Source organism: Aeromonas sp. 130281, from assembly GCF_056642115.1.
Genome location: NZ_JBWVQS010000002.1, coordinates 106,878 through 131,746, shown reverse-complemented (window position 1 = coordinate 131,746; position 24,869 = coordinate 106,878). Strand labels below are relative to the sequence as shown.

Here is a 24,869-nt window from a genome sequence, read left to right as displayed (position 1 = left end):
CCCCCCAGCTTTCTCTCGCCCATACTGGCGCGACACAAGTAAAAACGGCTCCCAGGGGAGCCGTTTTCATCGCATTGACTGCCTATTTCTTCGCATCGGCGCCATCGGCAGCCGGCTTTTCGATGGCCAGCAGCTCGACGTCAAATACCAGCACGGCGTTGGCCGGGATGGAGCCTGCACCGTGCTCGCCATAGGCCAGCTTGGACGGCAGGAAGAACTTGAACTTGGAACCGACCGGCATCAGCTGCACGCCTTCGGTCCAGCCCGGGATCACCTGGTTGAGCGGGAAGGTGGCCGGCTCGCCGCGATCGACTGAGCTGTCGAACTTGGTGCCATCGGTCAGGGTGCCGGTGTAGTGTACCTTGACGATGTCGGTGGCCTTGGGCTTGGCGCCGTCACCCAGCTTCTCGACCTGATACTGCAGACCGGATTCGGTGCTCTTCACGCCCTCTTTCTTGGCGTTGGCGGCCAGGTACTCTTCACCCTTCTTCAGGTTTTCCACCGCATCCTTGTCAGCCTTGGCCTTGGTCAGCTCGTTGATCTTGGCGTCGTATTCCTGCAGGACCTTCTGGATCTCCTCGTCAGTCATGCTGGCTTCCTTGCCCAGACCGTCGGTCACCCCCTTGAGGATGACGCTGTTGTCCAGCTTGATGCCGAGTTCCTGCTGACGTTCCAGGGTATTGGCGATATAACGACCCATGGAGAGGCCGATCGCATAGCCGGATTGCTCTTCAAAGCTCTTGGCTGCTGCCTTGGGGGCCTCTGCCGGCTTGCTGGCTTCTGCCTTGACCTCTGCGGTATTGGCAGCAGGCTTCTCATCTTTTTGGCAAGCAGTCAGACCCACGGCAACGGCCGCAGCCAACAGGGACACCTTCAGAAAATTGTTCATCAGTTTCTCCAAAACTCTAAATACCGCTCTCGGTTCCTTCGTGAAATGAGAGGTTTATCGTGATAAGCGCCTTATACTAACGCCGTGATCGCAGGTAACGAAAGCATGAGACAGGAAAAATGATCAAAAGTGCCATTTATCTCATCGGTATCTGCCTGATGCTGACAGGGTGCGAACAGAGCTCACTTCCCGGCCAGCAGATCCGCCTCGCCAACCAGGGCTTGCTGAGTGCGGATCTCGCCAGTTCCGGCAAGCAGGCCATCGTCTCCAGCCTGGGCCAGGGCACAGTGGTCTGGGATCTGGAACAGGGCAAGGAGCGCTGGCGCTGGCGTCAGAGCGAGGACCAGGAAGAGTTCGTCACCCTCACCCGCTTCTCCCCGGGCGACAGCCACGCCATCACGGCCACCCAGCGCACCTTTGCCATCTGGCGCCTGCAAGATGGTCGCTCCCAAGGCTACTATTCACTTCCTGAATCCAGCCTGAGGGATGCGGCACTCTCGGCCGATGGCCGTCTGGTGCTGATCGGCCGCGAAGATGGCAAGGCGGAGCTGGTGGACACCCAGACCGGACGCAGGCTGCAGTTCCTCGGCCATACCGAGCAGGTCAACACCGTGGATCTCTCCGCCAATGGCCGCTACGCCCTCACCGGCGGCAACGACTACAGCGCCTATCTGTGGGATACCCGCAGCGGCCAGGTGGTGTGGCGTTTCAACCACGCTGGCCGGGTGGTGATGGCGAGACTGGATCCGGCGGGGCGCTTCGCCTTCACCGCCGACAGCCGTCAGGCCAGCATCTGGGATCTCAAGACTGGCAAGGAGGTGAGCCGGCTGCAGTTCGATCACCGCTTCGAGGTCTACACCAGCGCGCGGTTCGTCAAGGATGGCGACTGGCTCGTCACCGGCGCCCCCTCACGCCAGCTCTCCCTGTGGCGGGTGAGCGATGGCAGTCTGCTGCAAAGCTGGCGCGTCTCGCCTCATCCCAAGGTGAAACCACCGAGCGCTGTGGTCTATGGCGTGGCTTTGCGCGACAATGGCCACCTCGTCAGCGCCAGTTCCAGTGGCCTGGCCGAAATCTGGACTATCAAGTAAGGACCAAGAGGCCCATGAGTCAGCAAGTAAACGATCGTCTCGAGACCCTGGAAAGCCGTCTCGCCTATGCCGAATACACGGTGGAGCAGCTCAACGAGGAGGTGACCACCCAGGGCCGTGAACTCGACCGGCTCAAGCATCAGATCCAGCTGCTGGTGGACAAGCTGCAGAGCGTGCAGCCGAGCCAGATCGCCAGCATGGCCGAAGAGACGCCGCCCCCGCACTACTGAGTGCGCCGCCATAAAAAAACCCGCACGCAGCGGGTTTTTTCATCTTGCCAGTCGGCAGATCAGTGGTGATGGCCCTTGCCACCGCAACCACCGCCGCCACAGCAACCGCCGTGACCCTGCTCGTCGCCGTGGTCGTGACCGTGATCGTGGCCGTGACCGCCGCAGCAACCGCCGTGGTCATGGTCGTGATCGTGACCGTGGTCATGACCATGATCGTGACCGCAGCCACCGGCACCGTGCACGTGGCCGTGAGCCAGCTCTTCGGCGGTCGCGGCACGCACGTCCTTGATCTCGACCTTGAAGCCCAGGGTCACACCGGCCAGCGGATGGTTGCCATCCACCTTGATGAACTCTTCGGAGACTTCGATGACGGTCACCGGGCGGTGGCCATCGTCGGTCTCGGCCACAAAAGTATCCCCTTCAGACACTTCCATGCCATCGAACAGCTCGCCGGGCACTTCTTGCACCAGGTTCTCGTCATACTCGCCATAGGCCTGGCTCGGCGTCAGGGTGACGTCGAACGCCTCGCCCACGCTGCGGCCTTCCAGCTCGGCTTCGAGGCCGGAGACCAGATAACGGGTACCGTGCAGATACACCAGAGGCTCTTTACCGACAGTGGTGTCGATGACTTCACCGTGTTCGTCGGTGACCGTGTATTCCAGCGTAACCACGCTCAGGGGAGCTACTTTCATGTCAGGGATCCTGCGGATAGAAAAAAACGGGCCCAGAATACCTTAAAAAGGTGGCCAAGCATATGATCTGCCCCGCTCCGCCATGCTGAAAAAGTCAGCAGTCCAGAACGAGCCTTGCCCCACCCCGGGTATTATCAAGAGGCCCCTCACTGTAGGCGAAACACCTTTATCAGCGGTTCGGCCTCCCGGATGACCCGGTCCACCCCGGCCAGCCGGCGGTAGGTCATTCGGGACGAAAGACCCTATGACCTGTTCGGCCTCGCGGATGACTCGGTCCACCCCGGCCATCCGGCGGTAGGTCACTCGGGACGAAAGACCCCTATGACTGTTCGGCCTCCCGGATGACCCGGTCCACTCCGGCCAGCCAATGGTAGGTCACTCGGGACGAAAGACCCCTATGACCTGTTCGGCCTCCCGGGTCGCCTTGTCCACCTCGGCCTGGGTCTGCACCTGGGTATCCCCGCAGTCGACACAGGTCACCTTCTCGACTCCATGCTCCATATACAGCATCATGGTGTCCATCTTGCCGCACGCCGGGCAAACCGCACCGGCAATGAAGCGCTTTTTACGTCTGGTTTCCATTTTTGTTACCTCCAGGCAGCATCATATCAGGGTTTTTACATGCATCACGCCATCGAATATCAGCATTTTTCCACTCCTTGCCTGCAGGTCGGCCCCCGCAAACGCTCCCCCCTGGGTCAGTTGCTGCGCGTCACCCAGGGTGCGGCGCTGCTGAGACTCGGCTCCCATGAGCTGTTGCTGACGGCGGGCAGCCACTTCTGGCTGTGCGCCGATGCCCTCGCCGCCTTTACTCCCCTGGCGGGTTGTCAGCATGATCTGCTGACCTGCTCGGTGCGGGTGACGCAACCGGCCCAGGCTGGCTGGTTGCAACCTACCCCGCTGATGGACGCCCTGCTGGACAGCCTGGCCAGCTGGTCCAGGCCCCGTGACTGGCAAGAGGCCTATGGCCACCGTCTGCGGGTCATCGGGGACGAGTTGCAGGCCTGTGCCATCCTGGCGCAGGCGGATCAGCCGCTGCAAGCCGCCTGGCGCGCCCTGGCCAGCCAGTCGGAAGGCAGCGCCGCAGCCTGGCAGGCTTGCCTCGCCCAGCGGGGCATCGAGGATCCCGCCCTGACGGCCGATGCACTCGGTGCCCAGTGGCAGTTGCTGCAAGGAGTACGCCTGCTCAGAAGTGGCAGCAAGCCGGCCCAGGTCGTGGCAAAGCTCGGCTACCGGGATGAACAGGCTTTGGCGCAGGCGTGCCAGCACTGGCTCGGGCTGACGCTGGAGGCGGTGGCCTCCCCCCAGTGAACCGGACGAGAAAATAAATGAGGGTGACAGGGTCCAGTTTTGCGGCTCGCGGTCGCTAATAACCGTTAATAACAACGGCATCATCCTGGTCACCATCCTCTATGCTGAACACCAGATTGACCGTCACCGATTAGATCAACAGGACATCCGCCATGACGAGCAAGGCCAACCAATCCCAGGGCATGTTGCTGTTTCACCTCTCAGCCAGGCAATCCTTCGCCATCGGCACCCTCAAGGTGAAGGAGATAGTCCCCTACACCCAGCTCACCGCCCTGCCCCATTCGCACCCGACCGTGCTCGGGGCGGCCAGCATGCGGGGCACCACCATCCCCGTGATCGACATGGCGATGGCGGTGGGCTATCGCCCCATCAGCCGGGAGGAGATGCCCAGCTGCTTCATCATCATCACGGATTGCCGCCGCACCCTGGTGGGCTTCCTGGTGCGGGGCATCGACAAGATCACCGAGTGCAACTGGCGCGACATAGAGCCGCCACCACCCTCCCTCGGGCAGAACGTCTTCGTCACCGGGGTGACCAAGGTGGGGGATCAGCTGATCCAGCTGCTGGACGTGGAGCTGATCCTGTCCCGGGTCTATCCGGACGATCCCAGCCACCTCTACCCCGTGCTGACCGATGTGCAGCGCGAGCGGCTCAAGCCGATGCGGATCCTGCTGGTGGACGACTCCTCCGTCGCCCGCCGCCAGCTGATGGCGGCCCTCGATTACATCAACATTCCCTACGAGGTGTGCACCAACGGACGCGATGCCCTCAGCCTGATGCAGGCCAGGGTCGCCCAGGGCAGCCGAATCGACATCCTGGTGAGCGACATAGAGATGCCGGGGCTGGACGGTTACGAGCTGGCCTTCGAGGTGCAGAGCGATCCCAGGCTGGCAGAGGCCTACATCATTCTGCACACCTCCCTCTCCAGCGAGATCAGCGTGGAGCGGGCCCATCAGGTCGGCGCCCACGAGGCACTGACCAAGTTTGAAGCCAACGAGCTGATCCAGGCCATGCTGCGCGGCGCCGAACACCACGACCGCCTGCCCGCCTGATACCGCGGCGGGCCCTGGGCTCGCCGCCCGTTTCCTCTTCTGCTACCCCGAGTCGTTGCATGCTGACAGAAAGCCACTTCCACGCCCCCTGGTGGGCCCGCAATGCCCATCTGCAAACCATATTGCCGAAGTGGCTGCGCCGCGCGCCGGCCCGCTTCATCCCTGAACGGTTCGAACTCGCGGATGGGGACTTCGTCGATCTCGCCTGGAGCGGGGCCATCAGCCCGGATGAGCGGCCGCTGCTGGTGCTGTTTCACGGTCTGGAGGGCAGCATTCACTCCCACTATGCCAAGGGACTGTTTGCCCATCTGCAGCGGCAGGGAAACGACGCCGTGCTGATGCATTTTCGGGGGTGCAGCGGCGAGCCGAACCGGCTGCTGCGGGCCTATCACTCCGGCGCCATCGAGGATGCAGAGGCGCTGATCGCCGAGCTCGGTCGCCGTTTCCCCGGCAAGCCGCTGATCGCCATCGGCTACTCCCTGGGGGGCAACATGCTGGTCAATCTGCTGGCGCGGGCCTGTCCGAATGAACTCACCGCCGCCGTGGTGATCTCGGCGCCGCTGCAACTGGCGAGCTGCGCCGACAGGGTCAATCAGGGATTCTCACGGGTGTATCAGAGCTACCTGCTGCGCACCATGAGGGCCAATCTGCAGAGCAAGATCCGCCATCAGGCCGCGGCCCAGTCCCGCTGGCAACCGGAGCAGGTGAACCGCATCGCCACCCTGCGCGACTTCGACGAGCAGGTCACGGCCCCGCTCCATGGCTTCGACAGCGCCGATCACTACTATCAGACCTGCTCCGGCCTTGATCTCCTGGCGCGCATCACCATCCCGACCCTGATCATCCACGCCGCCGACGATCCCTTCATGACCGGGGCCGTGATCCCCAGACCGGAGCAGCTCTCCCCCATGGTGCGCTACGAGCTGAGCCGGCGCGGTGGCCACGTGGGCTTCCTGCACGGTACTCCCTGGCGACCCCGCTTCTGGCTGGAGGAGCGGATCAGCCAGTGGCTGCGGGAGCAGACTCAGGACGCCAGGCGGTAGCCGTTGCGTCCTGCCCCCTTGGCTTCATAGAGGGCGCCGTCCACCCGCTCGAGCAGCATGACCAGGCTCTCCCCCGGACGCCACTGGGCGATCCCCTGGCTCAGGGTGAGATGGGGAGCCACGTCGGAGCCCTCGTGGGGCAGCGCCCGGGCCGCCAGGGTGGCGCGAATGCGCTCCGCCACCTCCTGGCCACCGGCCAGCGTCGTCTCCTGCAGCAACACCACAAACTCCTCCCCGCCGTAACGGGCCACCAGATCGCCGGGTTCCCGCACGCTCTCCTCCAGACACTCGGCCACCAGGATCAGGCACTCATCCCCCGCCTGATGGCCGTAGTGGTCGTTGTATCGCTTGAAAAAATCCACATCCAGCAGGATCACGGTGAGCGGTGTCTCCAGCGTCGTTCCCTGGGCGATGGCTTGTTTGCAGACCTGATCGAAGTGGCGGCGGTTGGCGAGCCCGGTCAGGGGATCGCGATGGGCCATGGCGTCCATCTTGCGTGCCAGCATCAGGTTGTCATATTCGCGCGACACCGCCAGCTCGAACCAGCCGTTGAGCATCCGCCGCCCCGTCTCCAGGACGATCAGCAGACACATGGCCGCCAGCCAGTGAACGGTGCCGGACGGTAGTATCACCCAGCGTTCCTCGAACAGCAGGAAGAGCAGAGGCGGGGCGCTCAGGCAATAGAAGACGCGCCACTCGCTGTAGAAGGCGATCAGGGCCGTCAGCAGCAACAGGCTGACGATGTTGAATGCCAGGCTGAAGCCCCCTCTGAGTTCTATGGTGGCGATGGCATAGGCCGTCATCGCCCAGGCCAGTCCCCACAACATGGCGCAACCCCAGAGCCAGGGCTGCCATCTCGGCGTTCCCTGACGAGAGAACCAGCGCCAGCCCAGGGGCGGCAGCACGCTCGCCACCAGCACCAGGGCTAGCTGGCACTCATACCGCCAGGGCAGCCCCTCGATCGCCACCAGGCGGGCATCCTGATAGATATAGAAACGCGCAAGCAGAAAGAGGATCGCCAGCTGGTTGATGGCCCAGAACCAGCGCAGCCCGGCGCTCAGGGCACGGCGACGCGCATCGTAAAGGTGATGGTCAAACTCACTGCTTGGGCGACGCTGTTCAGCTGATGCCATAAGAACCCTCGCTCAGGTCCAGATAAACTCCTTGCGCTTGCCGGTCAGACACCGACAATATCCGCATCGCTTTGACTGAAGATGAAATCATGATTATCCCCTGGCAAGAACTGGATCCAGACACCCTCAACAACCTGCTCGAACATTTCGTCCTGCAAGAAGGCACCGAATACGGCGAACAGGATGTCAGCCTGGCCGACAAGGTTGAAGAGGTCAGACAACAATTACTACAAGGTAGTGCCATGCTCGTCTACAGCGAGTTGCACGAGAGCGTCAATGTCGTACCCAAGACACATTTGAGCAATGCGCCGAGGGATGACTCTCCGGCAGAGTGACACAAGAGAAGGAACACGAGCTGAACAATGCCCGGCCCGGGCCCTGCCGAGCACTGCGGTGCGGCGTTCAGTTCAGGGGGGAAGATGGGCGGCTCGCCCGATGAGACAGGCGCTTCGAACAGGCTTGTTTTGCCTCCCTCGCCGACTGTCGCGGCGCCGATGGAGGCCAGCAGCCGGGGGCATGGGGGGCTCATGATGCAGCCCGCGCAGCAAGGCTGCACTTGACCGCACTTTGAACCTGCCTTTATAACGGAACTCCCAAGGAAGAGAGAATTCTATGTCGGCCAAGCATCCCATCATTGCGGTTACCGGTTCCTCCGGTGCCGGCACCTCCACCTCCACCAACGCCTTCCGCTCCATGTTCCACCAGCTCGGATACAAGGCGGCCGTGGTCGAGGGGGACAGTTTTCACCGCTATACGCGGCCCGAGATGGACGTGGCGATCCGCAAGGCGCGCGAGCAGGGACGCCACATCAGCTACTTCGGCCCCGAGGCCAACGACTTCGGCCTGCTGGAATCCTTTTTCCAGGAGTACGGCCAGAGTGGCAGCGGCCAGTACAGGCGCTACCTGCACAGCTTCGACGAGGCGGTCCCCTTCAACCAGATGCCGGGCACCTTCACCCCCTGGCAGGCGTTGCCGGGGGAGACGGACCTGCTGTTCTACGAAGGGCTGCACGGCGGCGTGGTGACCGGCGAACACAACGTGGCCCGTCACGTGGACTTTCTCATCGGCGTGGTGCCCATCGTCAACCTGGAGTGGATCCAGAAGCTCATTCGCGACACCTCGGAGCGTGGCCACTCCCGCGAGGCGGTGACCGACTCCATCGTCCGCTCCATGGATGACTACATCAACTTCATCACACCGCAGTTCTCCCGCACCCACATCAACTTCCAGCGGGTGCCGACGGTGGACACCTCCAACCCCTTCAGCGCCAAGGTGATACCCAGCCTGGACGAGAGTATGCTGGTGATCCGGTTTCGGGGCATCAAGCAGGTGGACTTCCCCTACCTGCTGTCGATGATAGACGGGGCCTTCATGTCCAGAATGAACACCATAGTGGTGCCGGGGGGCAAGATGGGTTTCGCGATGGAGCTGATCCTGCGTCCCCTGATCCAGCAACTGTTAGAAACCGGCAAGATCACCTGAGCCAAGGAGCTTATGATGCGCGGTGCACTTCTCTCATTCACGCTGGCAGCCCTGCTGGGCGGTTGCAGCACTGGCCCCGCCGCCCCCACGGTCGAGACGGGCACCATGGTGGTTCGTCCGGCAGACAACTGGGCCTACGGGGCGACGCCACGCTATGCGCTGGCGGAGCAGTTCCAGTACGCGGGCAACAGCGCCGCCCCCTGGCTGGAGCCGGTGCAGCAGGCCGTCACCCAGGTGCTCGACGGCAAGGGCTGGCGCAGCGTGCCCCTCGATGAGGCCGACGTCTGGGTCGCCATCGGGGTGGCGGGCAGCCAGGACATGAGCGATGGGGAGATATTCTCCCGCATCGGCATGACCCCAGGGCTGAATGCCGCCGCCGATGCCCGCAAGGGCACCCTGGCCATACTGCTGATCGACAGGCGCACCCAGCAAAGCGTCTGGAGCAGCGCCATCCAGCTCGCCAGCGACGTGCCCATCGCCGAGGACGAGCGCAGCCAGCTGAGCCAGCAGCTCGCCGCTCAACTCCTCGGCTCCCTGCCCGCCCAATGAGCCCCATAACACAACGGCCTGCTTCAAGCAGGCCGTTGTGGATACACGCCGTTGCACGGCATGAGGATTACTTCAGTTCGCAGGTCAGCAGGGTCACGCCGTTCTTGACCAGGGTGGCCTGTTTTTCCTGATGGGAGAAGGTGGTCACCCCATCGGAATAGCTGGCGGTCTCTTTGGGTGACTCGATGCGACCCAGCTTGTGATAGACCCCGGCATAAGGGAACTGCACCATGTCGGCCTGGGCATCATAGGTGATGGCCAACAACTCTTCCCCGCACTGATACTGGCTGTACTGATACTGGGTCGGCTGCGGCATGCTGCAGGCAGCCAGCCCGAACAGGGGAAGCAACATCATTATCTTTTTCATCGCACTTTCCTTATGTCATGGCGTTATCGACGGGACAAACTACAACTATCAAGCTTCAACGATTTGATAACTATGGGTAATTTCTACCGCTTTTTCCAACATCAGGGAGACGGAACAATACTTCTCCATCGACAAGTCGACCGCGCGGGCAACCTGTTTCTCGGCCAGCCCCTTGCCGGTCACGACGAACTTGAGATGGATCTTCTCGAACACCCGGGGCACTGAGTCGGCACGCTCCCCTTCCAGCTCCACATGACAGGCGGTCACGGACTGGCGCGCCTTCTCCAGAATGGAGACCACGTCGATGGAGCTGCACCCACCGACGGCCAGCAGGATCATCTCCATCGGGCTGGCACCTTCGCCCGGGTTGGCGCCGTCCAGCGTCACCTGATGACCGGACTCGCTCTCGCCCACAAACTTCATGCCTTCCACCCAGCTGACCTTGGCTTTCATCTCACATTTCCTCTCAATGACGACGGTTCTGACGCCCATAGCATACCTCAAGCAGGGGTCGAGTGGCACATGCCCCGTCACGTTGCACCACCCCCGGTTTCATGACCGCCTCGCCCCGGCGCCGGGACTTGTTCCGAAACCGTGGCAGACCCTGAAGGAAATAGATCGAAATCAACATATCTTCCCCCCTTCTTGCCTAGAATGGCCCGGATGGCGCAGCAGATCGATGCACACAGATGGACACCAAAGTCCCAAAGCCTTGTCAGCACAGACAAAGGCTCTTATTCTACTGCGACCAAAGACTAAGGAATGGCAAGCTTGGCAACTTGCCTGGACGCACAGTCCATAAAAATGACACTACAGAGGAAGTCTCATGATCATTGGCAAACCGCAAAGCGATCCCACCCTGGAGTGGTTCTTGTCGCATTGCCACATTCATAAGTATCCCGCCAAGAGCACCCTTATTCACGCCGGTGAAAAAGCGGAAACCCTCTACTACATCGTCAAGGGTACAGTCGCCGTCCTGATCAAGGATGACGAGGGCAAGGAGATGATCCTCTCCTACCTGAATCAGGGGGATTTCCTGGGCGAGATGGGGATGTTCGAAGAGAACGAGAATCCGGAGCGTTCCGCCTGGGTACGTGCCAAAGGCGCCTGTGAAGTCGCCGAGATCTCCTACAAGAAGTTCCGCCAGCTGATCCAGGTCAACCCGGACATCTTGCTGCGCCTCTCCGGCCAGATGGCCAAGCGCCTGCAGCACACCAGCCAGAAGGTCGGCAACCTCGCCTTCCTGGACGTGACCGGCCGGATTGCCCAGACCCTGCTGAACTTGGCCAAGCAGCCGGACGCCATGACCCATCCGGATGGCATGCAGATCAAGATCACCCGCCAGGAGATAGGCCAGATCGTCGGCTGCTCCCGCGAAACCGTCGGCCGCATCCTCAAGATGCTGGAAGAGCAGGAGCTCATCTCGGCCCACGGCAAGACCATAGTGGTGTTTGGCACCCGCTGACCGGGTTCCCCGACGGCTCAGCACAGGGCCGTTGGATAAAAAAGGCTGCCACGGCAGCCTTTTCTGATCTCCTCCCCTATAATCCCGCACGCCCTTCCCCGGCCTCAACCAAGCGAGTGTGTATGCATCTTCAATGTCCCCTGTGCCGCAGCCCCCTGCATCTTCATGAAGCCTCCCGCGGGGTCTATTGCGACAACAAGCACCATTTCGATCCGGCCCCGGAAGGTTATCTGGATCTCATCCCGGGCAAGAAGGATCCCAAGGACAGCGACAGTCGGGCCCTGCTGCGTGCCAAGCGCCGTTTCCTGGAGCAGGGACACCAGCTGCCCCTGGTGGAGGCCATGGCGGCCCTGCTGGCGCCACTCGGCGAGCGCGAGCTGATCCACCTCGGCTGTGGTGAGGGGTACTACTGCCGCGCCCTGGCAGAGCGCCTGCCGGGCTGGCAATTTGGCGGCTTCGATCTGGCCAAGAACGCCATCTTCGCCGCCAACAAGGCACAACCCGACGGCCATTTCGTCATCGCCGATCCGGCCAAGGCACCGCTGCTGGCAGGCTCCGCCCAAGTGCTGCTGGTCAACGACCTCAAGATCAAGACAGAGCTGCTGGTCAGCCTGCTGACCCCGGGTGGCTACCTGCTCCACCTGCAACCCGGCCCGCGCCACCAGTGGCAGCTGAGGGTCAGCCTCAACCCGGTGAGCATGGAGCACCCCCTCAGCTGGCCAGCCCTGGCCGGACTAGTCCCCGTTGAGCGGCAACGCTGCCAGTTCTCCATGACCATGGATCAGGCTCTGCGCGCCCATGTGCTGGAAACCAGTCGCCTCGGCTGGCGTGCCGGCGGTGAACAGCGTCACGCCTTCACCCACCAGGGGCCGGACGAGCTGGAACAGGATCTGCTGTTGAGCCTGTGGCAAAAGCCCCTCTGATCCCCATGAAAAAAGGCCCATACGGGCCTTTTTTTTGCTTCTTCGCCAATGGCGATGTGCTCTCCCCCGGCAATGAAGGCGCGACCCCCTTACTCTAGCGGGCGCCCGTTGACGGTGAAGGAGAGATCCACTGCCGGCGCCGAGATGGCCCTCTGAGCCTGGGTCCCGGCGGCGCAGATCACGGCGGCGCCCCGTGGCTCGCTGGCCGTGGGCACATTGACATGGAACTTGTTCATCACGCCGGCATTGAGCCGGTGATTGGCCAGCCGGAAGTGCAGCAAGCCCTCCCGGGTCTCCACCTGCAGCTGGCAATCCCCCGCCCCGATCCGCTCGCCGTCATCCCCATAGCCGAAGCCGTAAGCACCGTGCAGGGCCGGATAGAGGTAGCTCGGCAACAGCCCGCGAGGATCGTAATAGCCCACCAGGGTCGTCACCGGCACCCCGAATACCTGCGGCTTGCGTGCCACCCGAGTATCCACCACAGGCCCTTCGTGCCAGCGGCTGCCGTCCGAGGTGTAGCTCTTCTTGAAACCACGGGAGACGGTGATCTGCTGGCCGTTGATGAAGAGGATGCTGTTGTAGCCGGCACCGTGCTCCACGGTCAGGATGCGCCCCGCATTCCCGGCTCCGGCAGGGGGCGCCTGGATGTTGCGCGTCCAGTTGCCGTCCCACATGGCTACCTTGACCAGATCATACTCCGCCAGCAGGGCCGCCAGCGTCGCCTCGCCCAGATCCTTGATGGGCGCATTTATCTGCTCCAGCTGCTCCACCCTGTGCTGGTAGGGCACCATGGTGGCGGTGGCGGCATCCCACTTGCTGAATCCAGTCGGGGAAGCGCCATCGAACACCGCCTTGCTCTCGAGGAAGCGCTGGATGATGGCGGCCGAGTTCGGGGTGTAGAGGGTGAAGCGGTTGAAGCCGGAGAAGGGCGAGCCGCCCGCCATGGCATCGAAACCGAACGGGTGGCCCTCGAAAGGCGCCTGGCACTGGCCGTCGAGACAGGCGCTCTGGCCGCTGCGGCTGGCGCCGAAGTTGGGAATGAAGCGATTGCGATCCCCGTCCCAGCCCCAGCTCGAATTGACCGCCTCGGCGCTGCGGTGCACCGAGCCCTGGAAGCCGCCAACATAGTGGCCGAGACCATAGTTGTGGCCCACCTCGTGGCTGAACTCGTTGCCAAGGGAGCTGTCGAGGGTGACTATGCCGCCCCCGCCCGACCCGCCGTGCACCTGGATGCCGTTGGCGTACTTGCCACGGCTGTTGTGGGCCGCCAGCTGGGCCACCACATAGGGATGGCTGCTCTCCCCCTCGCCGGCAGTGCTGTTGATGCCGTAGTTCGCATTGTCTATCCCGTGGGAGATCAGCTCCTTGCCGATGCGCTGGCGCATGGTGCCCTCGTGCCAGCCCCCCTGGCCGGGATCGAAGTCGGTGAGCAGGGTGCCGTTTGGCAGCATCACCTCCGGCAGCGACAGGGGAGCATACTGGCTGACGATCAGCCGGCTGGTCGGCACCGTCTGGAAGTACTCGCGATGGGCTTCGGGATCCCTGGCGAAGACAAACTGATCCCGGGGGGTGGTCAGCATGCCAAGGTCTATGGTGTGGATGAGCAGCTCGCTCGGGGCACCGATGGCGAGATCCGTGAGCTCGCCGCCGAGGCTTCCCTGATTGAACTGTAGGCTCAGACCTGGCCGGATCCACTCCGCCGGCAGCACGGCGCTCCAGGCGTCGGTCGCATAGCGGATGCCGTTGTTCTCGAGCTCCCCGTCACGGATCCACTGACCCCCGACGAACTTGAACTGCAGGGTCTGACCGCGGGAGAGCGTCACCTGGCGGCCGCTGTAGCGCACCGTCGAGTTGTAACCGGCATTGGAACTTGCACGCACCATCTTGCCTTCCAGGGCGATCCCCTCCGGCAGATAGATATCCCTGACCCATCGGCCATCGGCGGTCTTCACCTCCACCAGGGCGTGCTGTCCCAGGCGATCCCGCAGCAAGCTCGCCGTGGCATCATCCAGCCGGGCCAGCTCGGCACTGCTGCTGATGACATTGGTGGTTCCCGCCGCCGGGGTGAAGTCGACCCCCTCTTCCGGCGAACCATCGAGGTAATAGGCCGTCTTTGGCAGCTGCTCGGGCGGGTTGAGGCCGAGCGTCCCGAGGGTCTGCCCGGCGCCATCTCGCGCCGTCACCGTCATGGGCACGACGGCCTCGGCTTGCAGCGGCCTGACCAGCAGCAGGCTCTTGCGCAGGGCGGTCAGCCTGGGTTGGCTGTCCCCTTCGGCGACATGGGCCGGCAGGATCTGGCTCTGGGCGAATTGAACCTGCGCCGCCAGCGATCCTTGCAGATCGTTGGTCGGTGGTTGGGTATTGAAGGGCAAGGAGGTGGGAGCCTGAACGGCAGCCAACAGGGGGCCGCTCGCCAGAGCGGCCATGATGAGGCTGGCTAACTGTGTTTTTGTCATTGTTATGGTTCTCGTTGTGGTGGGCATGTCCACATGCCCTGTTGCAGGAATCATTACAAAATGGGCGTCGGGGGCCAGGTCCTACCACCCGACCTGAGCATCGGTTCTGGTTGCCGCACAGCGGCATCACCGCAGGCTGAAACAGGAATGGAAAAAGGAATGGGGCCCCAGGGCCCCCTTCCTGATGGTCATAGGTTGCAGTTGGCGGCCCCCTGATCCAGCCAGACATCGTGCTTGCCGGGCTCGTTGCCCTTGGTCCAGTAGCGGGCCTGCCACTTGCGTCCCTTGTGGTTGGCGAGCTCACCGGCGCTGTAGGCCACGGCGGCATGCCAGCCGAGCTGCACCTGGCTCACCAGCTTCCACTGATCCGCCGTCTGGCTCGGTTCGTTGCCCTGGGTCCAGTACCTGGCCTGCCAGACCAGCTGGTGGTGGCTCACTTTGGTATCGGTGTTGTAGACGGTGCTGGCGCTCCAGGCCGGCCAGTAGGCCGCGTCCGGATCGGTGGCACCGCATTCACCACCGCTTGCCGGGGTGACGGTGAGCCGGGTCTGGCCCTGGGCATCCTGGGCGCCATCGGTCACGGTGACAGTCAGATCGTAATCCGTGCTGGCCACCACGTTCGGGCCTGTCACCACCAGGATCTTGCTGCTCTGGCCGCTGGCGGTCAGGCCGGCCGGCACCGTCCACTGGTAGCTGAGCGCATCCCCATCGGGGTCGGTGGCGCTGGCGGTGAAGCTCACCTGCATGCCCGACTGCACCGAGGCGGGAGCCAGCGCGGTCAGCACGGGTGGCTGGTTGGGCGGTGGTGCCTGGTGGGTCACCGCCACCCGATCCGAACCATCGAGTCCCTGTTCGTCGGTGACGGTCAGCTCGAACGTCAGCTGGGTATCTTGGGCGACCGTGCCCAGACTCAGCCTGGCTCGTGCCTGCTCCGCATCCCTCAGGGAGACCTGCGGACCGCCGACCTGGCGCCATTGGTAGCGCAGGGCACCGTTCTCCGGATCCCGGGAGGCGGCACCATCGAGCACCAGCTCGGCCGGGCCCGTGGTACGCATATCGCCACCGGCGTTGGCCAGGGGGGGCTGGTTGGTAGCTGGCGGAGGCGACTCAGGCTCGCCACTCGCCTCGCTGACCCCCGCATCACCGGCCGCTATTCTGGCCTCAAGGGTCTGGTGCATGGTGCGCCACTGGGGGGCGAAGAAGACCCCCTCGGCTCGACCCGCCGTCATGATATTGCTCATCCGGTAAGGCTCGTCTCCCGTGTGCGTCAGCCCCAGGTTGTGGCCCAGCTCATGGGCCAGGGTCAGCGACTGGCCATGGACGGTGACATTGCCGGGGCAGGCGTATCGATAGCCAGCGCGCGGCGCACCATCTGTGGCTCCCATACCGACAGAGAGACCATTCCCCTGGTAGCTGCATGCCCTGCTCTCATCCTTGTAGCCGCGCAGCACATAGATGTTGGAGAAGACCTGTTCCGCGTTCGGGATCCAGCCCTCCCGCAGCGGCGCCGTCAGCTCCACAGTACTGGGTTCGTAGGCCTGGCCATCGCCATTCTTGTCCCATTCGTGCACCAAGATGCCGTTGTCCACCCAGCTGAGGCGGATGTTGTAGGGGGCAAAACGTCGGCTCATGTCCGCCATTATGATGGCACCGTCGTCCCACAGGTGGCTCTGACGCTCACCGGGGAAGGCGATGTAGCTGTAGGAGAGGCTGACCGTCTTGGGGGCGGTAACAAACAGTCGTACCTGATCCACCTGCCGATCATCGGCCAGGATTTCGAGGGTGGTCTCGCCCTCTGCCAGCCCCTGCAGCACCAGCCGATCCTGGGTCACTCCCGGTACCAGTTGCAGACTGGCCAGTTCGGGATTGGCGATGCGATAGCTGAGCGCCACCGGTTGCGGACCCGGCACCTTGGCGATCAGCAGCGCCTCCGACTCGCCCTGACTGCTAAGCAGCTTCTGTTTCAGGGCAGAGTTGAAACCGGGATCGAAGGCCAGCTGGTTGGCAGGGTCGGGCAGCACCTGGGCATAGGGGTTCACCTCGAGCGTCTGTTGCCCATCTGCCAGCAACCAGAGTTCCCCCTCCTCGTTGGTGCGAAAACCCTGTTCGTACTGGCCGGTCAGATAGGTCAGGATGAATTCGTAGTCCCGATCGGCCCGCACCTTGATGGGCGCTGGCAGGGTCAACTGCTTGCCTGATACGAGCAGGACGCTGCCTTCATAGGCTGGCTCGCCGCTCTCGATGTCGGTGAGGCGCAGGCTGAACTGACGGCTGTTGCCGCCCCAGGCCCCCTCCTGCACCTTGAAGGTCGTGATCTCCAGCTCGTCCCCACTCAGGGGATGCTCGGTTGAGGCGATACGGATCGTTCGGCTCAGGCTCTGGCCGGGGAGAAAACGCAAGAGACCTGTAGTGGTTGGGCTCTCCTGCCAGAGGCTACCCAGCTTACCGAGCTCACTCGGCACCGCCACGGCGGGATCATAGACGGTGACGGGCAATGAAAAGGTTGTGGTGCTTGCGCCAACCCCCTGATAGCCCCCCATCTCGGGCAGGCCGTTATCCCGCACCTCGTATTTTGCCAGATAGCTGCCGACCTGCTGGGTGTTCACACCGCTGAGCTGCTTGATGCGGCCGCTGAGATCCCCATCATTCTCGTCCCAGGCCGTTATCCGGGGGGCGAAGGTCGCCCCGAGCGGCAGTTGCAAGGCAAAGCCGTCGACCCAGGCCTCCTGGCTGTAGAGGCGTGGCTTGATCTGATCCTTGCGCCACTCCCCGGTGAGGGAGTTCTGCTGGGCCAGCGCCTGCGGCACCGCCCCTGCGGCCAGCAGGGCGAGCATGCCCCCCTGCATCGCCAGATTTATCTTGTTTTTTTTCATCTGCATTCAGTGATGTCCCTATTTTTGGCGCCTGCGTCGGTGGCAGGCACGTCGTTGTTATTGCGTTGACATGAGCACAGGGTTCAACCCTCTTCTCCCGCCGCCACTGACGGCGATCACCCTGAGCGGCAGGGCGTGAGCGGGCGGGTTGAGCCCGGTGATGGCGAAGTTGGTTTCACCCCAGCCGAGGCAGGGTATGCCAGGCGCGGCGACATGAAGGGGGAAGGCAAGCAGGGAGCCAACCAGACAGGTCGGCAGTAAGGAGGGGTGGACTTTGCATGGCGAATAATCCTTTTTCGTTATTAGTCAATACGATAAGGACGACGTAACCAGCAGATGGTGCAAGATCTCCCCTTGGCAGAGGATCGATACGACCTGTGGCGGCCCCGCTGTCCTAGATCATGGATCCTTAGACCGGAAGCTTTGCGTCCCGGCCTTTCAACCGGTTTGCCCTTATACACAAATTAATCAGTAGTGCGCCGCGATTATTCTCCATAGCCGCAGTCACTGCAAATGGCAGAGCGGGATCCTGACTGGGTGTTCTATCAGGAAATATCCCTGAAGGCAGGGTTAAGCTCGGCGTGAGAGCGGATGTCAACCATCCAACTCACTCCATTGAAAGCGTTTTCAAGATGAAAATATTTTTTTCAACTTCGGGTGAAATGATTAATTCCCGAGAAAGACTGGCGCCGATGGCCATGGCTGGCCGCTTATCCGCCCCTGGCCGAGGTCAGCCCACAAAGCGCCACAGGAAAAAGGAGTGGGGCCAAGGCCCCACTCCTTATGACCATCAGTTGCAGCTGGCTGCCCCCTGATCCACCCAGACGGCGGCCTTGCCGGGCTCATCGCCCTTGGTCCAGTACTGGGCCTTCCACTTGCGACCGTTGTGGTTGGTGAGATCACCGGCGTTGTAGGCCACAGCGGCATTCCAGCCGAGCTGTACCTGGCTCACCAGCTTCCACTGATCGGCACTCTGGCTTGGCTCGTTGCCCTGGGTCCAGTACTTGGCCTGCCACACCAGCTGGTTGTGGCTCACCTTGGTATCGGCGTTGTAGACGGTGCTGGCACTCCAGGCCGGCCAGTTGGCCGCATCCGGATCGGTTGCCTCACAGCCGCCACCTGTACTGGCTGGCTTGACGGTCAGGCGGGTGCCGGCACTGGCATCCAGCGCCCCGTCGGTCACCACCAGACTCAGGTCATAGACAGTGTCGCTGGTGACGCTCGGGCCCGTGACCACCAGGGTCGCGCTGTCCTGACCGGTGGCGGTGAGCCCCGCTGGCAGGCTCCACTGGTAGCTCAGGGCATCACCGTTCGGATCGGACGCCGTGGCCTTGATGGTCACCTGCTTGCCGGACTCGACGGTGGCGCTGGCCGGTACGCTGACCACGGGGGGCAGGTTCGGCTGCGGTGCCTTGTTGGTCACCACCACCTGATCCTTGGCCGAGAGCCCCTGATCGTCGGTCACGGTCAGCTCGAACACCAGATTGATGTCGGTAGTGGCGGCGTCCAGCACCACCCGGGCCTTGGCCTGGGTGGCATCCAGCAGGCTGGCCTGGGGCCCGGAGACCTGCTTCCAGCTGTAGGTCAGCGCGCCGCTTTCCGGATCGTGGGAGGCGCTGCCGTTGAGGGTCACCTCGGCCGGGCCTGTGACGCTCAGATCGCTGCCGGCATTGGCCACCGGCGGCTTGTTGACCGGCGGCAGACTACCCTCGCCGTGGCCCAGCCCCTCGTGCATGGCGTTGAGGATGTCGCCGTTGTCCGCGTCTATCTCCCAGGCGAACAGGCCGCCGAGCTGGTTCGCCAGCACGTACTGCCCCTTGGCCTTGACCGAGCGGTCGTTGTCGAAGCTGATGAGATCGCCGCTGCTGGCCTTGAACACATAGGGGGCCTCGGCCGACTCGTCATAGCCCTGCTCCCAGCCTGCGCCCATGCGGTTGTTGACGATGTCGCGATAATCCACCACGCCGTTTTCCCAGGTGCCGCTGACCGGCCCGGTCGCGGTGCCGGTGAAGGGATTGCCTGCCTGGTAGTTCTTCACGCCGGTCCAGCCACGGCCATACATGGCCGCCCCCACCACTATCTTGCCCGGTGTCACCCCCTGACCCAGCAGCGCCTTGACGCCCTTGTCGGTGGTGTACTTGGTGGCCGGATCCCAGCTGGAGGCAAAGAGGTTGGTCTGGTGGGCCAGATTCGTCAGGTCGAAGGCGCCGCTGAAGTCGTAGCTCATCAGGAAGATGTGGTCCATGTACTGCTGGGCAGCCTGATAATCGACCTTGGCAATCTTGTCACCGCCGGCGCTGATGGCCGAGGTGAGCTCATACTGGCGGCCGGTCTCGGCTTCCAGCTCGTCGAGCATGGCGCGCAGCTCCTGCATCAGCACCACATAGGTGGCACCATCGTTCGGACCGCCCAGGCTGGGGTTGGCCCCCTGGCCACCCGGGAACTCCCAGTCGATGTCCACCCCGTCGAAGAATTTCCAGGTCTGCAGGAACTCCTTGACCGAGGCGACGAAGGTATCTCGCTTGGTCTTGTCCCCCAGGAAGTAGAAGGGGTCGGAGAGGGTCCAGCCCCCGACCGACGGCAGGATCTTGAGGTCAGGGTGGGCCTGCTTGAGGGCCATCAGGTTGCCGAAGTTGCCCTTGTAGGGTTCATCCCAGGCACTGAGGTTACCCTGGGACATCTGGATCGCCGCCCAGGGATCGTGGATGGAGACCTTGAAGTCCTCACGACCGGCACAGGAGCGCTGCAGCGCCTCGAAGCTGCCGGAGATCTCTTTGAGGCTGTCGTTGATGCCGTTGCCGCCGCAGATGGGGGTGAAGCCGTAGAGGATATGAGTCAGGTTCTGGGCCGGGATCTTGTCCACGGTGAACTTGCGGCCGTAGACACCCCACTCCACGTAGTAGGCCCCCACCACCTTGCCGGACTTGTTGGCGTAGGGCTTGTTGTTCTCCTTGAGCGGCGCATTGAGCGGTGCCAGGTGGCTGCCGTCGGTATCGGCGACCATCAGCTCCTTCTTGTCGGAGAGGGTGCAGCCGTCGGCGTTGCACAGGGCCACCTGCATCTGGTAGCGGCCCCCCTTGGTCACCTTGAAGTTGGCGGTGCCCGCGGCGGAAGCGGGGCCTGACCACACCTCCTGGCCATCGAGCAGCACCTTGGCGGTCTGACCGACGTCACCGGACCAGAGGTTCCAGGTCACGCTGACCGGGGCGCCATCCTTGTGGACTGTCACCAGCTGGTTGTAGGCCGAGGCGGATTGATTGACTTCGACGATGGCGAACTTGGTGGGGCCCGAGCCTATGGTGGGTTTGCCCGGGGCAGCGGCGAAGGCGGAGGTAGCACAGAATCCCCCGACCAGGAGCGCCAGCAGGGAAAGTTTTGGACTTAACATATTTGAACTTCCTTATTTCGTTATTGGAATTAACAACGAAAAAGGCAACGCAACCTGCCAGGTAACGCAGACATCATCGCCACCATGGCTTGGCCCATGGACGATACAACCTGTGGTGACCCCGCTATCCTAGGTGCTTTGACCCTTAGACCGGAGGCTTTGCGTCCCGGACTTTCGTTCGGTTTGCCTTTTTGCACAACTTGATTTGCGACAAAAATAATCGCCGAATGACTATAGGAGGGAGTCGGAGGAGGCGCTACCTAGTAAAAATGACAGCGAATAGGACTCATTTTCCAGATTGTTCGCGAACATGCCGGCAAGCTGGCGCCAACATCGGTGATGCTGGCGCCTGATGACAGTTCCCGAACTTGCCAAACAATGCTTGATTGTGTGAAGGCTGTCACTGTATTGGCAGCAGCAGGCTGTTCATCAGCGCCCGCAGCTTGAGGGGTTTGACCGGCTTGCTGACGTAGCCAAAGCCGTGCTCACGGATCTGGGTCTGCAGCTCGCTCTTGCGATCCGCGCTGATGATGATGCCGCCGATGTCGTTACCATGGGCCAGCCGGATCATGTGCAGCGCCTGCAGCCCCGTCTTGCCGTCATCCAGGTGGTAGTCGGAGAGCACCAGCCGGGGCAGGAAACCGGCCCCTATGATCTCCTCTGCCTGCTCCAGGCTCTGGGCGCAGCGCACCTCGCAGCCCCAGCGTCCCAGCAGGGAGGCCATGGCGATGAGGATGTCCTCCTCGTTGTCGATGCAGAGCACCCGGATCCCTTCGAGCTGGCTGTCTCGCACCACGGGGGGCGCCAGCTGGCTCGGCGTCACGGGCCGGGTCGCTAGGTTGAGGGTGATGGCAAACACGGACCCCGCCCCGGGCCAGCTGCGCAGGGAGAGCTGATGTCCCAGCACCTGGGAGATGCCGCGGGCGATGGCGAGCCCGAGGCCAAGTCCCTGCTCCCTGGCGGTGCGGGAGTGATCGAGGCGGGAGAACTCGTCGAAGATCGCCTCCTGCTTGTCCAGCGGAATGCCGGGGCCATTGTCCCACACCTCGATGCGCACCTTGTCCCCCAGGCGGCGGCAGCCGAGCAGCACCCGGCCGCCCGGGTTGTAACGGAACGCATTGGTGAGGAAGTTCTGCAACACCCGGCGCAGCAGGCGCACGTCGCTGTAGACCGCGAGGCGGCTCTCCACCACGGAGAACTGGATCTCCCCCGCCTGGGCCAGCACTCCGAACTCCGCCTTGAGATTGCCCAGCACGTCGCTCAGGGCGAAATCGAGCTTCTTCGCCTTGAACTTACCCGCCTCGAGGCGCGAGATGTCCAGCAGATCCGTGATGAGATCCTCGGTTGCCCCCAGGGCGTCGTCGATGTGGCGGGCGATGCGGACCTGCTCCGCCGCCTGCTCCCCTCCCTGCGGCAGCATCTCCAGCAGGGAGGAGGTAAACAGCTTGGCCGCGTTCAGCGGCTGGGTCAGATCGTGGCTCACCGCAGCCAGGAAACGGCTCTTGGAGTGGTTCGCCCGCTCCACCTGCTGGTTCACCAGCAGCAGCTGGCGGTTGAGCTCGGAGAGTTCGTGGGTACGCTCGGCCACCCTCGCCTCCAGGTGCTCGTTCGCTTCCCGCAGCACCCGCTCCGCCGCCCGGAAGGGGGTGATGTCGGTGAAGGTCATCACGAAGCCCCCCGCCGGCATGGGATTGCCCTGCATCTCGATCACCCGGCCGTCCGGTCGCTCCCGCGCCGAGACATGGGGGCTGCCCCGCTTCATGAAGGCGACCCGGCGCGCCACCTGGGCCTCTATGTCCCCCGGGCCGCAGAGCCCCTGCCCGGCGTTGTAGCGGATGATCTCCTCGATGGAGCGCCCCACCTGGATGAGCCCGTGCGGATAGTGGAACAGCTCTATGTAGCGCCGGTTCCAGGCCACCAGCTTGAGCTCCCTGTCCACCACAGAGATCCCCTGCCCCATGTGCTCTATGGCCCCCTGCAGCAGGCCGCGGTTGAAGCGGAACACGTCCGAGGCCTCGTCCACTATGGTGGCTATCTCCTCGAGCTGCATGTTGCGCCCCTGCAGGGCAGAGGCCAGCACCAGCCGGGCGGAGGAGGTGCCAAATACCCCCGCCAGCAACCGCTCGGTGTGGGCAATCAGATCGGCCGACGCCTGCATCTGGGGCGCCAGGGTGCCGCCGCGCTCACCGGCGAAGCGGCCGAAGGCGCGCTTGACCCGGCTCGAGCCGACGAAGCGGGCCGCCAGCATCTCCAGCTCCTTGACCGAGACCCGCGCCTGGTAGAGCGCCGTGGTATCCCGGCTCGGCTTGCCGACGAAGTTGGCGGCCTGCAGCCGCTCGCTCACCGCCGCCCGCGACAGCAGGGATCCCGCCACGTAGCCGAGCAGGTTGAGCAACAGGCTCAGGAAGATGCACCAGGCCCCCAGGCTCAGCTCGCGGAAGGCGGGCCAGTCGGGGGGGGCCAGCAGCGCCTCCAGGGGCGAGCCCGCCAGCAGGCCGCTCTCGGCCAGCAGGGTCACGAACCAGAGGCTGACCCCGAGGGCGAGCCCGAGATAGACCCCCTTGCGGTTGCCGTGCCGCCAGTAGAGCCCGAGCAGCAGGGCAGGGGCGAACTGGGCCACGGCGCCGAACGACAGATAGCCGATGCGCGACAGGCTGGTGAGATCCCCGAGCCAGAGATAGAGCACCCAGGCCGCCAGCAGGATCAGCAGTATGGCGCCCCGGCGCACCTGCAGCAGCAGCCGCATCAGCCGCTCATCCCGCCCCTGCTGCCAGAAGCGGCGCAGCAGCACCGGCAGCACCAGATCGTTGCTGACCATGATGGCCAGGGCTATGGTGCAGACGATCACCATGCCGGTGGCCGCCGAGGTGCCGCCGAGAAACGCCAGCATCGCCATGCCGTCAAAGCCCAGCGACATGGGCAGGCTGATGACATAGGTGTCCGAGGCCATGTCTGCCCCCACCCACTGCTTACCCGCCAGCGCCAGCGGCCAGATGAAGAGCCCCATCAGGAACAGGTAGAGCGGGAACAGCCAGCGCGCCCAGTGCAGATCCTGGCCCTGGTTGTTCTCCACCACAGTCACGTGGAACTGGCGCGGCAGGCAGATGACGGCGCACATGGCCACCAGGGTATAGATGGCGAGCTCCAGCAGGCTGCCCGGTGACACCGCCACCACCGCATCGAGAAAGTCCCCGGCCACCAGGGTGCGGGCCTCGCTCGGTCTGGCGATGATGAGCCAGAGCGCGAAGCCCCCCACCGCCATGAAGGCGAGCAGCTTGACCACGGACTCGAAGGCGATGGCGACCACCATGCCGCGATGGTGCTCGGTGGCGTCCAGGTTGCGGGTGCCGAACAGTATGCTGAACAGGGCCAGCAACAGGGCGACGCCGAGGGCCAGCTCGGCCGTGTTGCCCGTGGGCCCCGCCGGCACCGAGTTGGCCATCAGCAGATCCAGCCCGGTGACGATGGCCTTGAGCTGCAGCACCAGGTAGGGAAGTATCCCCATGACGGCGATCAGGCTGATCACCATGGCCAGGCGCTGGGACTTGCCATAGCGGGCGGCGATGAAGTCGGCGATGGAGGTGATGTGCTCGCGCTTGGCCACCAGGATGAGGCGGGCCAGCAGGCGCCAGCCAAACAGGAACACCAGCATGGGGCCAAGATAGATGGGCACAGGCGACCAGGGGGATTCGCTCGCCTGACCGACGGTGCCGAAGAAGGTCCAGGAGGTGCAATAGACGGCGAGCGACAGGCTGTAGAGCAGGGGCTGGCCCTTGAGCCGACGGCGCTTGCTCTTGTCCGCCACATAGGCGATGAGGAACAGCAAGCCCAGATAGGCGAGCGACAACCCGATCAGCAGCCATCCTTGGTGCATCTACATTCTTCCCTTGTTCAGATGTGTTGAGCGCCGCGCCGGCTCAGCGTGCCG

General features: G+C 63.4%; 20 protein-coding genes and 2 riboswitches. Of the genes, 10 read left to right on the top strand and 10 right to left on the bottom strand.

Going from position 1 to position 24,869, the window contains the following annotated elements; translation table 11 throughout:
* Positions 1-82: 82 nt before the first annotated feature.
* The gene (gene fkpA, locus AC1IN8_RS07585) at positions 83-889 is read right to left on the bottom strand and encodes an FKBP-type peptidyl-prolyl cis-trans isomerase (protein ID WP_139434954.1); all 807 of its coding nucleotides are present in this window, start codon (positions 887-889) and stop codon (positions 83-85) included.
* 119 nt (positions 890-1,008) lie between these two features.
* Between fkpA and AC1IN8_RS07580 the strand changes: the two genes are divergently transcribed.
* Together AC1IN8_RS07580 and AC1IN8_RS07575 are read left to right on the top strand one after the other, a co-directional pair.
* Positions 1,009-1,977, top strand: a complete 969-nt coding sequence (locus tag AC1IN8_RS07580) for a WD40 repeat domain-containing protein (protein ID WP_139434957.1) — start codon at positions 1,009-1,011, stop codon at positions 1,975-1,977.
* Between the two features lie 14 nt (positions 1,978-1,991).
* Positions 1,992-2,207 carry a SlyX family protein gene (locus AC1IN8_RS07575; RefSeq protein ID WP_005330500.1) on the top strand — a complete coding sequence of 72 codons (216 nt, stop codon included), beginning with the start codon at positions 1,992-1,994 and terminating at the stop codon, positions 2,205-2,207.
* 59 nt (positions 2,208-2,266) lie between these two features.
* Here AC1IN8_RS07575 and AC1IN8_RS07570 read toward each other — a convergent pair whose 3' ends face one another.
* Both AC1IN8_RS07570 and AC1IN8_RS07565 read right to left on the bottom strand, forming a co-directional pair.
* A complete protein-coding gene (locus AC1IN8_RS07570) occupies positions 2,267-2,899 on the bottom strand; it encodes an FKBP-type peptidyl-prolyl cis-trans isomerase (protein WP_005330502.1) in 633 nt (210 codons plus the stop codon).
* Between the two features lie 375 nt (positions 2,900-3,274).
* Positions 3,275-3,481, bottom strand: coding sequence for a YheV family putative zinc ribbon protein (locus tag AC1IN8_RS07565; protein WP_033130616.1), 207 nt, complete (start codon positions 3,479-3,481; stop codon positions 3,275-3,277).
* 39 nt (positions 3,482-3,520) lie between these two features.
* Between AC1IN8_RS07565 and AC1IN8_RS07560 the strand changes: the two genes are divergently transcribed.
* From AC1IN8_RS07560 to AC1IN8_RS07550, 3 genes are all read left to right on the top strand, one after another.
* A complete protein-coding gene (locus AC1IN8_RS07560; protein WP_479758523.1) occupies positions 3,521-4,210 on the top strand; it encodes a hypothetical protein in 690 nt (229 codons plus the stop codon).
* A gap of 152 nt (positions 4,211-4,362) precedes the next feature.
* Complete coding sequence (locus AC1IN8_RS07555) at positions 4,363-5,262, top strand: chemotaxis protein CheV (protein ID WP_005330506.1); 900 nt, start codon at positions 4,363-4,365, stop codon at positions 5,260-5,262.
* Positions 5,263-5,321: 59 nt separating this feature from the next.
* Positions 5,322-6,305 (top strand): hydrolase, encoded by a 984-nt coding sequence (locus AC1IN8_RS07550; protein WP_319917083.1) that lies wholly within the window; start codon positions 5,322-5,324, stop codon positions 6,303-6,305.
* On the opposite strand, the gene AC1IN8_RS07545 is transcribed toward AC1IN8_RS07550, so the two are convergent.
* The gene (locus tag AC1IN8_RS07545) at positions 6,287-7,438 is read right to left on the bottom strand and encodes a GGDEF domain-containing protein (protein WP_139434963.1); all 1,152 of its coding nucleotides are present in this window, start codon (positions 7,436-7,438) and stop codon (positions 6,287-6,289) included. The two genes, AC1IN8_RS07550 and AC1IN8_RS07545, sit on opposite strands and share 19 nt — an antisense overlap.
* Before the next feature lie 89 nt (positions 7,439-7,527).
* On the opposite strand from AC1IN8_RS07545, the gene AC1IN8_RS07540 reads away from it, so the two are divergent.
* From AC1IN8_RS07540 to AC1IN8_RS07530, 3 genes are all read left to right on the top strand, one after another.
* Positions 7,528-7,773 (top strand): YheU family protein, encoded by a 246-nt coding sequence (locus AC1IN8_RS07540; RefSeq protein WP_479758522.1) that lies wholly within the window; start codon positions 7,528-7,530, stop codon positions 7,771-7,773.
* Positions 7,774-8,050: 277 nt separating this feature from the next.
* Complete coding sequence (locus tag AC1IN8_RS07535; protein WP_005330514.1) at positions 8,051-8,920, top strand: phosphoribulokinase; 870 nt, start codon at positions 8,051-8,053, stop codon at positions 8,918-8,920.
* A 15-nt stretch (positions 8,921-8,935) separates the two neighbouring features.
* Positions 8,936-9,469: a DUF4136 domain-containing protein gene (locus AC1IN8_RS07530; RefSeq protein ID WP_479758521.1), complete on the top strand. Its 534-nt coding sequence runs from the start codon at positions 8,936-8,938 to the stop codon at positions 9,467-9,469.
* 67 nt (positions 9,470-9,536) lie between these two features.
* On the opposite strand, the gene AC1IN8_RS07525 is transcribed toward AC1IN8_RS07530, so the two are convergent.
* Positions 9,537-9,836 (bottom strand): hypothetical protein, encoded by a 300-nt coding sequence (locus AC1IN8_RS07525; RefSeq protein WP_025328080.1) that lies wholly within the window; start codon positions 9,834-9,836, stop codon positions 9,537-9,539.
* Between the two features lie 48 nt (positions 9,837-9,884).
* On the bottom strand, positions 9,885-10,289 hold the full coding sequence (locus AC1IN8_RS07520) for an OsmC family protein (RefSeq protein ID WP_171272501.1): 405 nt from the start codon (positions 10,287-10,289) through the stop codon (positions 9,885-9,887).
* Positions 10,290-10,662: 373 nt separating this feature from the next.
* Between AC1IN8_RS07520 and crp the strand changes: the two genes are divergently transcribed.
* Positions 10,663-11,301 (top strand): cAMP-activated global transcriptional regulator CRP, encoded by a 639-nt coding sequence (crp, locus tag AC1IN8_RS07515; protein ID WP_025328082.1) that lies wholly within the window; start codon positions 10,663-10,665, stop codon positions 11,299-11,301.
* 122 nt (positions 11,302-11,423) lie between these two features.
* On the top strand, positions 11,424-12,224 hold the full coding sequence (locus tag AC1IN8_RS07510; RefSeq protein ID WP_202047069.1) for a putative RNA methyltransferase: 801 nt from the start codon (positions 11,424-11,426) through the stop codon (positions 12,222-12,224).
* 89 nt (positions 12,225-12,313) lie between these two features.
* Here AC1IN8_RS07510 and AC1IN8_RS07505 read toward each other — a convergent pair whose 3' ends face one another.
* From AC1IN8_RS07505 to AC1IN8_RS07490, 4 genes are all read right to left on the bottom strand, one after another.
* Positions 12,314-14,680 carry a M66 family metalloprotease gene (locus tag AC1IN8_RS07505; RefSeq protein WP_479758520.1) on the bottom strand — a complete coding sequence of 789 codons (2,367 nt, stop codon included), beginning with the start codon at positions 14,678-14,680 and terminating at the stop codon, positions 12,314-12,316.
* A gap of 188 nt (positions 14,681-14,868) precedes the next feature.
* Positions 14,869-17,559, bottom strand: a complete 2,691-nt coding sequence (locus AC1IN8_RS07500) for a PKD domain-containing protein (RefSeq protein WP_479758519.1) — start codon at positions 17,557-17,559, stop codon at positions 14,869-14,871.
* A 370-nt stretch (positions 17,560-17,929) separates the two neighbouring features.
* A riboswitch (cyclic di-GMP riboswitch) is annotated at positions 17,930-18,015 on the bottom strand.
* Between the two features lie 328 nt (positions 18,016-18,343).
* Positions 18,344-20,941, bottom strand: a complete 2,598-nt coding sequence (locus AC1IN8_RS07495; protein ID WP_479758518.1) for a glycosyl hydrolase family 18 protein — start codon at positions 20,939-20,941, stop codon at positions 18,344-18,346.
* A gap of 111 nt (positions 20,942-21,052) precedes the next feature.
* Positions 21,053-21,139: riboswitch (cyclic di-GMP riboswitch) on the bottom strand.
* 202 nt (positions 21,140-21,341) lie between these two features.
* Complete coding sequence (locus tag AC1IN8_RS07490; RefSeq protein ID WP_479758517.1) at positions 21,342-24,815, bottom strand: hybrid sensor histidine kinase/response regulator; 3,474 nt, start codon at positions 24,813-24,815, stop codon at positions 21,342-21,344.
* Positions 24,816-24,869 lie beyond the last annotated feature (54 nt).